This is a genomic window from Janibacter indicus, assembly GCF_900176385.1.
Taxonomy (GTDB): Bacteria; Actinomycetota; Actinomycetes; order Actinomycetales; family Dermatophilaceae; genus Janibacter; species Janibacter indicus.
Map to the genome: position 1 here is coordinate 87,718 of NZ_FWXN01000003.1, position 13,050 is coordinate 100,767.

A 13,050-nucleotide genomic window follows, 5' to 3' on the forward strand; every position below is an offset into this window, starting at 1 on the left:
CCGCCGTCCGGTCAGCGCGTGAAGACCGGGGGCCGCTTCTCGACGAAGGCCCGGGCGGCCTCGACGTGGTCGGCGGTCAGGCCGCACGCCTTGTGCCGCGGCACCTCGGCGGCCATCGACTCCGAGAGGGTCTGCCCCGGCGCCTCGAGGAGGTTGCGCTTGATGCTCGCGAGCGTGCCGGCCGAGCCGGCCGCCAGCTGCCCGGCGAGCTCACGGGTGCGCGCCTCGAGCTCCTCCTCGGGCACGAGCCGGTTGAGCAGGCCGAGGTCGCGGCAGGCCTGCCCGTCCAGACGCGGGCCCAAGAACATCAGCTCACGGGCGGTCGCCGGCCCGACGAGCCGCTCGAGCAGCCAGGCGACGCCGAAGTCCCCGGACAGCGCGATGCTCGCGAAGGCCGTCGCGACGACGGTCCGCGGGGTGCCGATGCGCAGGTCGGCGGCGAGGGCGAAGCCCAGCCCGGCGCCCGCGGCCGCGCCCGGCAGGGCGGCGACGACCGGCTTGGCGAAGGCGTGGATCCGCCCGACGGTCATCTCCTGGTGACGCAGCTGCTCCGCGACGGCGGCCGGGTCGACCTCGGTGGCGCCGCCCCCTTCGCCCCCGTCGGCATCGAACTGCTGGACGTCGCCGCCGGAGCAGAAGGCGCGCCCGGCCCCGGTGATCACGAGGACGCGCACCGCGGGGTCGGCCTCGGTCTGCGCGAGCAGCTCCCCGAGGCGCTCGACCATCGCCGGCGACATGGCATTGCGCCGGTCGGGCCGGTTGAGGGTGATCGTCGCGATGCCGTCGGTGAGGTCGAGCAGGACGTGGTCGGTGGGGCTGGTCATGGCATCTCCTGGGGGATCGGGTCGGGTGCGGCAGGGCGAAGGGGGCGGGCGAAGGCGAGCGTGCCGAGCGCCGGCAGCAGGGCGAGGAGCAGCAGCGAGCGGGGCCAGCCGATGACGTCGCCGAGCCCGCCGACCGCGGCGGCGCCGAGGCTGCCGCCGAGGAGGAAGCACAGCGTGAGCAGGCCCAGGGCGCTGCCCCGGATGCGGGTGGGCACGGAGTCGGCGACGAGTGCGGTCATCGCCGGCTGCCCGAGCCCGAAGGAGAGCATGAGCGCGAGCGTGGCGACGACGAGGACGACCGGCTGGGCGAGAACGGTGCCGAGGGTGGCGACGAGAACGGCGGCGGTGACGCCGGTGGTCGCCACGAGCTGGCCCCGGACGGGACCGAGTCGGAGCAGTGCCGGTCCGGTGATGCGGGGCGCGACGACCCCGAGCGCGGCGGCGGGCAGGAGGATCAGACCGACCTGCACGCCGGTCCAGCCGCGGGCGGCCAGGCTCGTCGGCACGGCGACGAGCATGCCGAACCACGCCGACGACAGGCTCGCCGCGGTGAGCAGGGAACGGCGGGCGGCGCTGCTGCGCACGAGCGCCTGCGGCACGACGCCGAAGGGGACGCGTCGCGCCCGCAGGACGGCGGCCGGTGCGGCGACGAGCAGCAGGACGCCGCCGCCGACGGCGACCGTCGGTCCGAGCGTCGCCGCCTGCAGGGACATCACCGCGCCGATCGCAGCGGCCCCGACGAGCAGGACGCCCGCCGGGTCGAGGGTGGCGCCCGGCTGTCGATCGGTGGGCAGGTGGCGCCAGACGACCGGGACGAAGGCGAGCGTCACCAGGGGGATGGCGACGACCGGGCGCCAGCCGAAGGGGTCGACGAGCGCTGACCCGATGACCGGGCCGAGCGCGTTGACCGTGCCGCCCACTCCGGCATAGGTCGCCAGGGCCTTCGCCCGGGCGTCGCCGGCGAAGAGGGCCTGCACCGCGGCGAGGGTGAGGGCGGGGACGGCCGAGGCACCGAGCCCCTGGAGGGTGCGGGTGGCGACGAGCGCCGGCAGGCTGTCGACGAGCGCACCGGCGCACGCGGCGGTGACCATGACGCCCACCCCGACGAGCAGGGGCAGCCGGATGCCGAGCAGGTCGCTGACCCGGCCGCAGACGGCGCTGCCGACGGCGAGGGCGAGGGAGTAGCAGCTGACGACGAGGGCGGCCCGGCCTGCGGTGAGGCCGAGGTCGGCCGCGAGCGTGGGCAGGGCGACGGCGACGGCTGCGCTGCCCAGACCGGTGATGCCGAAGAGCACGGCGATCGCGCTCGCCAGGGCAGCCGGGTGCGGCGTGGCGGGCGCGGCAGCGGTGGCGATGTCGACTCCCTCGTCGGCTTGAATATGAATCTGAGTTCAAGTATACCTGTGGGGACAGCGGACGACCAGAGCCGTTCGACCGGAGGGTGTGCACCATGACGACGACGTCAGTTGCGCAGGAGGGCCAGACCCCTTGTGTCGCAGCGCTGCTCATCGACTTCGGGGGAGTGCTCACCGTCCCCCTCCGCCGGGCCTTCGGGGCGCTGGCCGACGACGCCGGGCTCGACCCCGACGCCGGCCTGCGCGTCCTCGCCACCCATGAGGGCGCCCGCGCCGCGCTGGGCGAGCACGAGGTCGGCCGCCTCGACGACGAGGGCTTCGAGGACGCCTTCGCCGCCGCGCTCGTCGAGGCCGGGGGCCGCGTCGAGCCCCGGGGTCTGCTCGCCCGCCTCGCCGAGCACCTCGACCTCGACGAGCCGATGGTCGACCTCGTCCGCGAGGTCCGCGCGGCAGGGGTGCCCGTCGCCCTCGTCTCCAACTCCCTCGGCCGCGACTGCTACGCCCGCGTCGACCTCGACGAGCTCTTCGACGTCACCGTCATCTCCGGCCAGGTCGGGGTGCGCAAGCCCTCGCGCCGGATCTACCGGATCGCCTGCGAGCGGCTCGGGGTCGCCCCCGGGCAGTGCGTCCTCGTCGACGACCTCGAGCACAACCTCGTCGGCGCCGCCCGCCTGGGCATCGACGGCATCCACCACCGCACCGCCGACGAGACCATCCCGCGCGTGCGGGCCGCGCTCGGCCTACCGACGGCGACCGCAGCGTGACCCCCTTCGCCCCTGATCCACCCACCAAAGGACTCCACGATGTTCGACCTCAGTGACCGCGGCCAGGACTACCGCGACCGGCTGCTCGCCTTCATGGACGAGCACGTCTACCCGGCCGAGAGCGTCTACCGCGAGCAGATGCGCGACTCCGGCGACGCCAACCACCACCCGCAGGTCCTCGAGGACCTCAAGGCCGAGGCGCGCAGCCAGGGCCTGTGGAACCTCTTCCACCCCCACCCCGAGTGGGGGCCGGGCCTGACCAACCTCGAGTACGCCCACCTCGCCGAGATCACCGGGCGCAGCATCGAGATCGCTCCCGAGGCGATCAACTGCAATGCCCCCGACACCGGCAACATGGAGGTGCTCACGCTCTTCGGCACCGACGAGCACAAGGAGCGCTACCTGGGGCCGCTGCTCGCGGGCGAGATCGCCTCCGCCTTCGCGATGACCGAGCCGGCTGTCGCCAGCTCCGACGCGACCAATGTCGAGACCCGGATGGTCCGCGACGGTGACGAGTACGTCATCACCGGCCGCAAGTGGTGGACCTCCAACGCCCTGCACAAGAACTGCAAGGTCCTCATCGTCATGGGCAAGACCGACCCGGACGCCCCGACCCACCGCCAGCAGTCGATGATGGTCGTCCCGATCGACGCCCCGGGGGTGAAGATCCTGCGCGGCCTGCCGGTCTTCGGCTACTGGGACCGCGAGGGCCACGCCGAGGTCGAGTTCGACCACGTGCGCGTGCCGCGCGAGGCGCTGCTCGCCGGCGAGGGCGACGGCTTCATGATCAGCCAGGCCCGCCTGGGCCCCGGCCGCATCCACCACTGCATGCGCGCCATCGGCGTCGCCGAGCGCGCCCTCGACCTGATGATCGACCGTGCCCAGTCGCGGGTGACCTTCGGCGAGCCGATCGCCAACCGGGCCAACATCATGGACTGGGTCGCCGAGGCCCGGATCGAGATCGAGATGGCCCGCCTGCTGACGCTCAAGGCCGCGCGCATGATGGACACCGTGGGCAACAAGGTCGCCCGCACGGAGATCGCGGCGATCAAGGTCGCGGCGCCCAATGTCGCGCTCAAGGTCCTCGACCGGGCGATCCAGGTGCACGGCGGCGGCGGCGTGAGCGACGACTTCCCGCTGGCCCAGTGGTACGCCCACATGCGCACCCTGCGTCTGGCCGACGGGCCGGACGAGGTGCACAAGATGACCATCGCCCGCCGCGAGTACCGCCGCCGGAGCCCGGAGTGGGGCAAGAAGTGACCGAGGGCATCGACGAGGCCGCGATGACCGACTGGCTCGTCGGTCTCGGGGTCGGCCTGCAGGCGCCCCTGACCTATGCGCGCGTCGGCCTGGGCCAGTCCAACCTCACCTATCTCGTCACCGACGCGCAGGGGGCTCGTCTCGTCCTGCGGCGACCGCCCCTGGGTGAGCTGCTCGCCTCGGCCCACGACGTGGCCCGGGAGCACCGGATCCTCGCGGCCCTGCAGGGCACGGACGTGCCGCTGCCGCGGGTGCTCGGGCTGTGCGAGGACCCGGCTGTCACCGACGTGCCGGTCCTCGCGGTCTCGCACGTCGACGGCACGGTCGTCGACGAGCGGGCCGACGCCGAGGCCCTCTCGCCGGCGGCGCGGCACGCGATCGGGCTCTCGCTCGTCGACACGCTCGGCCGGATCCACGGCGTCGACCTCGAGGCCGTCGGTCTCGCCGACCTGGCCAGCCACAAGCCCTACGCCGCCCGCCAGCTCAAGCGGTGGTCGGGGCAGTGGGAGCTCTCGCGCACCCGCGAGCTGCCCGAGCTGGAGCGGCTCACCGAGCGGCTGCGGACGCTCGAGCCCGAGGCGGGAGAGGTCGCCCTCGTCCACGGCGACTGCCACCTGCGCAACCTCATCGTCGACCCCGACGACGCGAGCGTGCGGGCGATCCTCGACTGGGAGCTGTGCACCCTCGGTGACCCACTCGCCGACCTCGGGACCGTGCTCGCCTACTGGCCGCAGCCGGGCGACCCGCCGACGATGCGCTTCGACGCCTCGATGGTCGAAGGCTTCGCCACGCGGGAGGAGCTCGTCGAGCGCTATGCCGAGGTCACCGGCCGCGACCTCACCCACGTGCCCTTCTGGCACGGCCTGGGCCTGTGGAAGCTCGCGATCATTCTCGAGGGGTGCGCCGCCGACAGCTCGACGACCCGCGCAACCTCACGGCGATGGGGCGCATCCCCGCCGAGGCCGTCGACGAGCTCGTCGCGTGTGCGCACGTCGTCCTCGACGAGGCGGACTAGGGTGTCCGCCATGCCCAGCGAGACCGAACCTGCCGCCCCCGAGGTGCCCGACCTCGTCGACGCGGCCAAGCTGGGGACCCTGCCCCAGACCGCGCGGGGCAAGCGCACCCGCGATGCCCTCATCGCGGCCGCGCGCACGGTCTTCGAGCGTGACGGCTACGTCGACTCGCGGCTCGTCGACATCGCGGCCGAGGCCAAGTGCTCGATCGGCAGCTTCTACACGTGGTTCGAGAGCAAGGACGAGGTCCTGGCGGCCGTCCTGCACGAGGCGCAGAGCGACATGCTCCACCCCGGCACCGGTCGGATCGAGGCGACCGACGACCCGATCGCGATCATCGCCGCGAGCAACCGTGCCTACTTCGAGGCCTTCCGCCGCAATGCCAAGCTCAACGTCCTGCTCCAGCAGGTCGCGGCGGTCGACCCGCGCTTCCGCGACATGCGTCGCGCGCGCAGCGAGGCCTTCGTGGCCCGCAACTCCCGGGCGATCCGCGACCTGCAGGAGCGCGGCCTCGCCGACCGCGACGTCGACCCCGAGCTCGCGGCGATGGCCCTGTCGGGCATGGTCGCCCGCCTGGCCTACGACGTCTTCGTCATCGGTGGTCCCGAGACGGTCGAGGACGTCGTCGCGACGGCGACCCGGCTGTGGACCAATGCCCTCGGCCTGACCGAGCCGGCCCTGCGCGCCGACTGACGCGCAGGACCCGCGGCCTCACCGGGCGATGTTGACCCCGCCGTCGACGGTCAGCGTGCTGCCGACGACGTAGTCGCCGGCATCGGAGGCCAGGTAGACCGCGGCGGCGGCCATGTCCTCGTCGCGCCCGATCCGGCCCGAGGGGATCTGGGCGGCGGTCGCCTCCTCCTCGTCGCGGGCTTCCTTGTTCATCGACGACGCGAAGGCGCCCGGCGCGATCGCCGAGACGACGATGCCCTCCGGCGCGAGCCGGACCGCCAAGCGCTTGGTCAGGTGCACAACCCCCGCCTTGCTCGCGTGGTAGCTGTACGTCTCCAGCGGGTTGAGCGAGAGCCCGTCGATCGAGGCGATGTTGATGACCTTGGCCAGGTGGCCGCTGCGCTCGCGGCCGGCGAGCAGCAGGGTCCTGGCGGCCTGGGTGAGGAAGAAGGGCGCCTTGACGTTGAGGTCCATGACCTTGTCCCAGCCGCTCTCGGGGAACTCGTCGAAGTCCGCTCCCCACGCCGCGCCGGCGTTGTTGACGAGGATGTCGAGGTGGTCCTCGTGCTCGCGGAAGGCGTCGAGCAGCGCAGCGATCCCGGCGGTCGTCGAGACGTCGCAGGGCAGGGCGACGCAGCGCCCTTCGCCGTACTGCTGCGACAGCTCGGTGGCGGTGGCCCGGCAGGCCTCCTCCTTGCGCGCGGTGATGTAGACCGTGGCGCCCTGCGCCAGCAGTCCCTCGGTGATCATCCGGCCGATGCCGCGGCTGCCGCCGGTGACCAGGGCGACGCGGCCCTCGAGGGAGAAGAGTGCGGTGAGGTCCATGCTGGTCCTGACGATCGAAGGGGGGTTGTCCCGTCGACCGTAGCGTGACCTGAATCAGGGTTCAACAGTAGTTGAAGCCAGATTCACGTTGTGACAGGCTGGCGCCACACCGGCACGTCGACCACAGGAGCTCACATGTCCCGGACCTCGCAGGAGATCCGTCTCGCCGCCCGCCCGCAGGGCCGCCCCGATGCGAGCACCTGGCAGCTCGCGACGACCGAGGTCGCCGAGCCGGGTCCGGGGGAGTTCCTCGTCCAGCTGCAGCAGATCTCTCTCGACCCGGCGATGCGCGGCTGGCTCAACGACGTGCGCTCCTACCTGCCGCCGGTGCAGATCGGTGCCGTCATGCGGGCCTTCGGCGCCGGCACCGTCATCGCCTCCCAGCACGACGACTTCGCCGTCGGTGACGTCGTGAGCGGCACCTTCGGGGTGCGGGAGTACGCGATCTCGGACGGCAGGGGGGTCAGTCGCCTCGACCTCGACGTCGCCCCGATGAGCACCTGGCTCGGCGCGCTCGGGATGCCCGGCATGACCGCGTGGTTCGGCCTCGAGGACGTCGGTCGGGCCCAGCCCGGTGACACCGTCCTCGTCTCGGCCGCGGCCGGCGCCGTGGGGTCCACGGTCGCCCAGCTGGCCAAGGCCAAGGGGTGCCGGGTCATCGGTGTCGCCGGCGGCCCCGACAAGGTCGCCTGGTTGCGCGAGCTCGGCCTCGACGAGGTCATTGACCGGCGCGAGGGCGACCTGCTGCGCCAGGTGCGTCGAGCCGCCCCCGACGGCGTCGACGTCTACTTCGACAACGTCGGCGGCGAGCTGCTCGACGCCGCCCTGGCCAACCTCGCCCACGGCGCGCGCATCGCCATCTGCGGCGCGATCTCGACCTACAACGACGAGACCCTCGCCGAGGGCCCGCGGCGCTACATGGCCCTGCTCGTCTTCCGCGCGAGCATGCAGGGCTTTGTCGTCATGGACTACGAGGACCGCTACGCCGAGGCGATCGCCGGCATCAGCGAGCTCATCCGCGACGGGCGTCTTGTCGCCACCGAGACGATCCTCGAGGGCGGCGTCGCCGCCTTCCCCGACGCCCTCCTCGGCCTCTTCGACGGGGTCAACACCGGCAAGCTCCTCCTCAAGGTCTGAGCCTGCCGTGCTCGTTCCTCGCCCTGCAGCCTCCTGACCCGTAGAAAGGCAATCGCACATGCGCGCCATCCACATCTCCTCCCTCGACGGGCCGCAGGCCGTCGAGCTCGTCGACGTCCCCGCACCGGCCGACCCGCGTCTGGTGACGATCGAAGTCAGGGCCGCCGGTGTGGCCTTCCCCGAGCTGCTCCAGACCCGCGGGCTCTACCAGATGAAGCCCGACCTCCCCTTCGTCCCGGGGGCCGAGGTGGCCGGTGTCGTCACCGCGGCGCCCGAGGGCAGCGGCTTCGCCGCCGGTGACCGCGTGGCGGCACTGACGATGCTCGGGGGCTTCGCCGAGGTCGCCCAGGCGCAGCCCGACCTGACCTTCCACCTGCCCGACGAGGTCGGCTTCGAGTCGGGTGCCGCCTTCACCTTCAACTACGCCACCGTCTACTTCGCGCTGGTCGAGCGCGGTCACCTCGCCGAGGGCGAGACCGTCCTCGTGCACGGCGCAGCCGGCGGCATCGGCACCGCCGCGATCCAGATGGCCAAGGCCTTCGGCGCCGGCAAGGTCATCGGTGTCGTCTCCACCGAGGCGAAGGGGGAGATCGCCCGGGCCGCGGGTGCCGACGAGGTCGTCCTGTCCGACGGCTTCCTCGACGCGGTGGGCCGGGCGAGCGTCGACGTCGTCGTCGACCCCGTGGGCGGCGACCGCTTCACCGACTCGCTGCGGGCCCTGCGCGAGCACGGTCGCCTGCTCGTCATCGGCTTCACCGCCGGTGCCATCCCCGAGGTCAAGGTCAACCGGCTGCTGCTGGGCAACATCGGCGTCGTCGGCGTCGGCTGGGGCGCCTACGCGATGTCCCGCCCCGGTCACATCGGCACCGAGTGGGAGGCGATGCTGCCGCACCTGCGCAGCGGGGCCCTGGACCCGGTGCTCGGTGCGACCTACCCGCTGGCGGAGGCGGCCGAGGCCATCGCCTCGCTCGAGACCCGGCAGGTCACCGGCAAGGTGCTGCTGCTCCCATGACGACCGCAGCGCCGCTCCCTTCGGTCCAGGAGGTCCTCGCCCTCCCGGCGGTGATCGTCGAGACGGCTCCGCCGGAGTGGGAGGACGTCAACGGCCACGTCAATGTCGCCCGCTACTACGACCTGCACCTGCGCGGCGCGGAGGCGGCGCTCACGGCGCTCGGCGTCGACGATGCCTACCGGGCCGAGACCGGGTGGAGCATGTTCAGCGTCGAGCAGCACCTGCGCTTCCTCGGCGAGGTGCACGTCGGTCACGAGGTGAGCGTGCACCTGCGCTGGGTGGCCCGTGGCGACAAGGTCATGCACGCGATCTCCTTCGTCGTCGACCGCACGACCGGGCGCGTGGCCAACTCTCTCGAGGTTCTCGAGGCGCACGTCGACCTGACGACCCGCCGGGCATGCGCGTGGGCCCCCACGATCGCCGAGCGGATCGACGAGCTCGTGGCGGCCCACGCGGCGCTGCCGTGGCCGGCCCCGACGTGCGGGGCCATCGGGGTCAGGAGCTGAAGCGACCGATCGACTCGGCGACGAGGATCGGCTTGTCGATGCCCTCGGCCTCGACGGTGAGGGTCGTGACGACCTTGACCGCGCCCGGGCCGGTCTCCTCGACCGACGTCAGCTCGGCGACCAGGCGGATGCGCGAGTCCACGGGCAGCGGGTGGATGAAGCGCACCTTGTCGTAGCCGTAGTTGAGGCTGTGCGCGAAGCCGTCGAAGGCCATGAGCTCCTCGAGGAAGGCCGGCGTGCGCGAGAGGCTGTAGAGCCCGTGCGCGATCGTCGAGCCGAAGGGGGAGTCGGCCGCCCGCTGCGGGTCGACGTGGATCCACTGGTGGTCGCCGGTGAGGTCGGCGAAGGCGTCGATCTTCGCCTGGTCGACGACGTGCCACTCGGTCGGGCCGAGCCGGGTGCCGACGAGGTCCTTGAGGTCCTGCACGGACGTGGGGCGGTGCTGCGCGGTCTGGGTCACGGTGAGCTCCTTCGGTCACGATCTGGTCCCTCGAACCTAGTTGAACTTGAACCCGGCTTCAAGTAGCGTCGAGGTCATCCGGTAGTCGAGACCACAGGAGTTCTCACATGACCACAGACCAGCAGCGTGTCGCCGTCGTCACGGGTGCCGCCCGCGGCATCGGTGCGGGCGTCGCCCGTCGCCTGGCCGCCGACGGGATGGCCGTCGCCGTCCTCGACCTCGACGAGAGCGCCTGTGTGCCGCTCGTCGAGGAGATCGCCGCCGCCGGGGGTCGGGCCCTGGCCGTCGGGGCCGATGTCTCCGACGAGGAGCAGGTCGCCGCGGCCGTCGAGCGCATCGTCGACGAGCTCGGCCCGCCGACGGTCCTGGTCAACAACGCCGGCATCATCCGCGACAACCTGATCTTCAGGATGTCGGTCGCCGACTGGGACGCGGTCATGGCGGTCCACCTGCGGGGGGCCTTCCTCATGACCCGCGCCTGCCAGGCACACATGACGGCCGAGCGCCACGGCCGCATCGTCAACCTCTCCTCGACCTCGGCCCAGGGCAACCGCGGCCAGGTCAACTACTCGGCGGCCAAGGCCGGCATGCAGGGCTTCACCAAGACCCTGGCCATCGAGCTCGGCAAGTTCGGCGTGACGGCCAATGCCATCGCCCCGGGCTTCATCGAGACCGAGATGACCGCCGAGACCGCCGAGCGCATCGGGATCTCCTTCGAGGACCTCAAGGCGCAGGCGAGTGCCGCCGCCGCGGTCGCCCGCACGGGCGTCCCGGCTGACATCGCGCACGCCGTCTCCTTCTTCGCGAGCGAGGGGGCCGGCTTCACCACCGGTCAGGTCCTCTACGTCGCCGGCGGGCCGTGCGACTGATGGGCGTCCCGATGCAGGTCCAGGACAAGGTCGCGGTCGTCACCGGCGCCGCCGGCGGCATCGGTGCCGCCATCGCGCAGGCCCTCGTCGACGCGGGTGCGCACGTCGTCGTCTCCGACCTCGACGAGGCCCGCGTGGTCGCGACGGCCGAGCGCCTCGGCGCGGTCGCCGTGGCCGGCGACGCCTCGAGCGACGAGGTCATCGCCGCGATGATCACTGCTGCCGAGCAGGCCCACGGCCCGGTCGACCTCTTCTTCGCCAATGCCGGCATCGGCGACGGCCTCGGTCTCTCGGCCACCGACGCCCAGTGGCAGGCCGCGCTCGACGTCAACCTCCTCGCGCACGTGCGCGCCGCCCGCCAGCTCGTGCCCGGCTGGGTGGAGCGCGGCACGGGCTACTTCGTCTCGACCGCCTCTGCCGCAGGGCTGCTCACGCAGATCGGGTCGGCGACCTATTCCGTCTCCAAGCACGGTGCCGTCGCCTTCGCCGAGTGGCTCGCCGTGACCTACGGCGACGACGGCATCGGGGTCAGCTGCCTGTGCCCGATGGGTGTCGACACCGACCTGCTGCGCAGCGGCATGACGTCCGGTGACGACGCAGGGGGTCGGGTCGCCGCGGCCGCGGTCGCCGGCGCCGGCGAGGTGCTCGCCCCGAGTGACGTCGCCGACCAGGTGCTCGCCGCCGTCGCCGAGGGCCGCTTCCTCATCACCCCGCACGAGGACGTGCGCGAGTTCCTCCGGCGCAAGGTCGACGATCACGACCGGTGGATCGGCGGCATGCAGCGCTACCAGCGCCACCTGAGGGAGAGCACCCGATGACCGGCACCGCAGAGCTCATGTGGCGCTGGGCCGACACGACGCCCGACGCCACCGCCCTGCGCGAGGGCGAGCGCGCGTGGACCTTCGAGCAGCTGCGCACGGGGATCCGCGGCGCGATGGAGGAGCTGACCCGCCGGGGTGTGCACCCCGGTGACCGGGTCCTCGTCGTCGTTCCGACGAGTGCCGAGTTCGTCCTCACCTACCACGCCGTCCTCGCCCTCGGGGCGATCGCCGTGACGGTCAACCCGCTGTGCACCCAGCGCGAGCTGACCCACTTCGTGCAGGACGCGGGCTGCTCCTTCGCCATCGGCTGGCACGAGGGCTCGCAGGCGCTCGCCGCGACCGCGGGGGAGTGCGGGCTCGACACCTGGGTCCTCGAGCCGGGGTGCGTGCCGCAGCCCGAGGGGGCACCCGACCCGGCGTCCGTCGGCACCGACGACCCGGCCGTGCTGCTCTACACCTCGGGCACGACGGGTGCTCCCAAGGGCGCGATCCTCACCCACGGCAACCTCCTCGCCTGCGGTGCCTCGCTCGCCGAGGCGCTCGACCTCGGGCCGCGGGAGAGCATGGGCACGGCCCTGCCGCTCTTCCACGTCTTCGGCCAGTCCTCGGTGATGTTCACCGTCTACACGGCCGGTGGGTGCCTGTCGCTGCAGCGGCCCTTCGACCCGGCGGGCCTGCTGCGCATGGCCGCCGACCAGCAGCTCACCGCGGTCGCCGGGGTCCCGACGATGTGGAATGCCATGCTCCACGCGGACACGGATGTCACCCCGCAGGAGCTGACCTCCCTTCGCCTGGCGTGCTCGGGAGGCGCGGCGCTGCCGCTCGAGGTGGCCAAGGCCTTCCGCGAGCGCTTCGGCGCGGTCGTCCTCGACGGCTACGGCTTGAGCGAGACCGCGGGTGCCGCGACCTTCAACCGGGCCGACCTCCCGCGCAAGGAGATGAGCGTCGGCCGGGCCCTGCCCGGCGGTGCGCTCGCGATCTTCGACGACGACCGCAACCAGCTGCCTCCCGGCGAGACCGGCGAGGTGGCCATCGCCGGCCCCTACGTCATGAGCGGCTACTGGCAGCGCCCCGACGCGACCGCCGCGGTCTTCGAGGGGGAGTGGTTCCTCACCGGCGACATCGGTCGCATGGACGAGGACGGCGACCTGTGGATCGTCGACCGCAAGAAGGACCTCGTGAACCGCGGCGGCTACAACGTCTACCCCCGCGAGATCGAGGAGGTCCTCTACGGCCACCCCGACATCCGCGAGGCCGCCGTCATCGGTGTGCCCGACGAGCGACTCGGCGAGGAGATCGCCGCCGTCGTCACCCCGCAGCCCGGTGCCCACATCGAGCCCGGCGCCCTGCGTGCCTGGCTCGAGGAGCGGCTCGCCGCCTACAAGGTCCCCCGGATCTACCAGCTCGTCGAGGAGCTGCCCAAGGGGGCCACCGGCAAGATCCTCAAGCGGGCCCTCGACCGACCGACCATCGCCACCTCCGGCGAGCGGCCCGCCCGGGCCGCCGCCCCCACCACCTGACCCGAAGGGAGC

At 72.7% G+C, this 13,050-nt stretch carries 13 protein-coding genes; 9 read left to right on the forward strand and 4 right to left on the reverse strand.

What is annotated here, in order from left to right:
- Positions 1-11: 11 nt before the first annotated feature.
- Both B9B60_RS03970 and B9B60_RS03975 read right to left on the reverse strand, forming a co-directional pair.
- Positions 12-824 carry an enoyl-CoA hydratase-related protein gene (locus B9B60_RS03970; protein WP_084449977.1) on the reverse strand — a complete coding sequence of 271 codons (813 nt, stop codon included), beginning with the start codon at positions 822-824 and terminating at the stop codon, positions 12-14.
- Complete coding sequence (locus B9B60_RS03975) at positions 821-2,119, reverse strand: MFS transporter (RefSeq protein WP_084449978.1); 1,299 nt, start codon at positions 2,117-2,119, stop codon at positions 821-823. Before B9B60_RS03975 ends, B9B60_RS03970 begins: the two co-directional genes overlap by 4 nt.
- Before the next feature lie 155 nt (positions 2,120-2,274).
- Here B9B60_RS03975 and B9B60_RS03980 point away from each other — a divergent pair, with 155 nt between their 5' ends.
- The 3 genes from B9B60_RS03980 to B9B60_RS17285 are packed head-to-tail and all read left to right on the forward strand — an operon-like array spanning position 2,275 to position 5,909.
- Positions 2,275-2,943, forward strand: coding sequence for an HAD family hydrolase (locus B9B60_RS03980; RefSeq protein ID WP_084449979.1), 669 nt, complete (start codon positions 2,275-2,277; stop codon positions 2,941-2,943).
- Between the two features lie 39 nt (positions 2,944-2,982).
- Entirely contained in the window at positions 2,983-4,203 is a 1,221-nt protein-coding gene (locus tag B9B60_RS03985) for an acyl-CoA dehydrogenase family protein (protein ID WP_084449980.1), read from the forward strand.
- Complete coding sequence (locus B9B60_RS17285; RefSeq protein ID WP_200811150.1) at positions 4,200-5,909, forward strand: phosphotransferase; 1,710 nt, start codon at positions 4,200-4,202, stop codon at positions 5,907-5,909. Before B9B60_RS03985 ends, B9B60_RS17285 begins: the two co-directional genes overlap by 4 nt.
- An 18-nt stretch (positions 5,910-5,927) precedes the next feature.
- On the opposite strand, the gene B9B60_RS04000 is transcribed toward B9B60_RS17285, so the two are convergent.
- Positions 5,928-6,713: an SDR family oxidoreductase gene (locus B9B60_RS04000; protein ID WP_084449982.1), complete on the reverse strand. Its 786-nt coding sequence runs from the start codon at positions 6,711-6,713 to the stop codon at positions 5,928-5,930.
- Positions 6,714-6,848: 135 nt separating this feature from the next.
- Here B9B60_RS04000 and B9B60_RS04005 point away from each other — a divergent pair, with 135 nt between their 5' ends.
- The 3 genes from B9B60_RS04005 to B9B60_RS04015 are packed head-to-tail and all read left to right on the forward strand — an operon-like array spanning position 6,849 to position 9,368.
- Complete coding sequence (locus tag B9B60_RS04005) at positions 6,849-7,850, forward strand: NADP-dependent oxidoreductase (protein WP_084449983.1); 1,002 nt, start codon at positions 6,849-6,851, stop codon at positions 7,848-7,850.
- A 58-nt stretch (positions 7,851-7,908) separates the two neighbouring features.
- The gene (locus B9B60_RS04010) at positions 7,909-8,862 is read left to right on the forward strand and encodes an NADPH:quinone oxidoreductase family protein (RefSeq protein ID WP_084449984.1); all 954 of its coding nucleotides are present in this window, start codon (positions 7,909-7,911) and stop codon (positions 8,860-8,862) included.
- Positions 8,859-9,368 carry a thioesterase family protein gene (locus tag B9B60_RS04015; protein WP_084449985.1) on the forward strand — a complete coding sequence of 170 codons (510 nt, stop codon included), beginning with the start codon at positions 8,859-8,861 and terminating at the stop codon, positions 9,366-9,368. The genes B9B60_RS04010 and B9B60_RS04015 overlap by 4 nt, the downstream gene beginning before the upstream one ends.
- Here B9B60_RS04015 and B9B60_RS04020 read toward each other — a convergent pair.
- Positions 9,358-9,828, reverse strand: a complete 471-nt coding sequence (locus B9B60_RS04020) for a MaoC family dehydratase (RefSeq protein ID WP_072623725.1) — start codon at positions 9,826-9,828, stop codon at positions 9,358-9,360. The genes B9B60_RS04015 and B9B60_RS04020 overlap by 11 nt on opposite strands.
- Positions 9,829-9,935: 107 nt before the next feature.
- Here B9B60_RS04020 and B9B60_RS04025 point away from each other — a divergent pair, with 107 nt between their 5' ends.
- From B9B60_RS04025 to B9B60_RS04035, 3 genes are read left to right on the forward strand one after another with little or no spacing between them, the layout of a single operon-like run.
- Positions 9,936-10,697, forward strand: a complete 762-nt coding sequence (locus B9B60_RS04025; RefSeq protein WP_084449986.1) for an SDR family oxidoreductase — start codon at positions 9,936-9,938, stop codon at positions 10,695-10,697.
- The gene (locus B9B60_RS04030) at positions 10,697-11,515 is read left to right on the forward strand and encodes an SDR family oxidoreductase (RefSeq protein ID WP_234993727.1); all 819 of its coding nucleotides are present in this window, start codon (positions 10,697-10,699) and stop codon (positions 11,513-11,515) included. Before B9B60_RS04025 ends, B9B60_RS04030 begins: the two co-directional genes overlap by 1 nt.
- Positions 11,512-13,038, forward strand: coding sequence for a class I adenylate-forming enzyme family protein (locus B9B60_RS04035; protein ID WP_084449987.1), 1,527 nt, complete (start codon positions 11,512-11,514; stop codon positions 13,036-13,038). Before B9B60_RS04030 ends, B9B60_RS04035 begins: the two co-directional genes overlap by 4 nt.
- Positions 13,039-13,050 lie beyond the last annotated feature (12 nt).

Excerpts from the sequence above, each read along its gene's own strand:
- B9B60_RS03985 (WP_084449980.1), top strand. The coding sequence starts at position 2,983 with ATGTTCGACCTCAGTGACCGCGGCCAGGACTACCGCGACCGGCTGCTC.
- B9B60_RS04030 (WP_234993727.1), top strand. The coding sequence starts at position 10,697 with ATGGGCGTCCCGATGCAGGTCCAGGACAAGGTCGCGGTCGTCACCGGC.
- B9B60_RS04025 (WP_084449986.1), top strand. The coding sequence starts at position 9,936 with ATGACCACAGACCAGCAGCGTGTCGCCGTCGTCACGGGTGCCGCCCGC.
- B9B60_RS04005 (WP_084449983.1), top strand. The coding sequence starts at position 6,849 with ATGTCCCGGACCTCGCAGGAGATCCGTCTCGCCGCCCGCCCGCAGGGC.
- B9B60_RS03970 (WP_084449977.1), bottom strand. The coding sequence starts at position 824 with ATGACCAGCCCCACCGACCACGTCCTGCTCGACCTCACCGACGGCATC.
- B9B60_RS04015 (WP_084449985.1), top strand. The coding sequence starts at position 8,859 with ATGACGACCGCAGCGCCGCTCCCTTCGGTCCAGGAGGTCCTCGCCCTC.
- B9B60_RS04010 (WP_084449984.1), top strand. The coding sequence starts at position 7,909 with ATGCGCGCCATCCACATCTCCTCCCTCGACGGGCCGCAGGCCGTCGAG.
- B9B60_RS04000 (WP_084449982.1), bottom strand. The coding sequence starts at position 6,713 with ATGGACCTCACCGCACTCTTCTCCCTCGAGGGCCGCGTCGCCCTGGTC.
- B9B60_RS04035 (WP_084449987.1), top strand. The coding sequence starts at position 11,512 with ATGACCGGCACCGCAGAGCTCATGTGGCGCTGGGCCGACACGACGCCC.
- B9B60_RS03980 (WP_084449979.1), top strand. The coding sequence starts at position 2,275 with ATGACGACGACGTCAGTTGCGCAGGAGGGCCAGACCCCTTGTGTCGCA.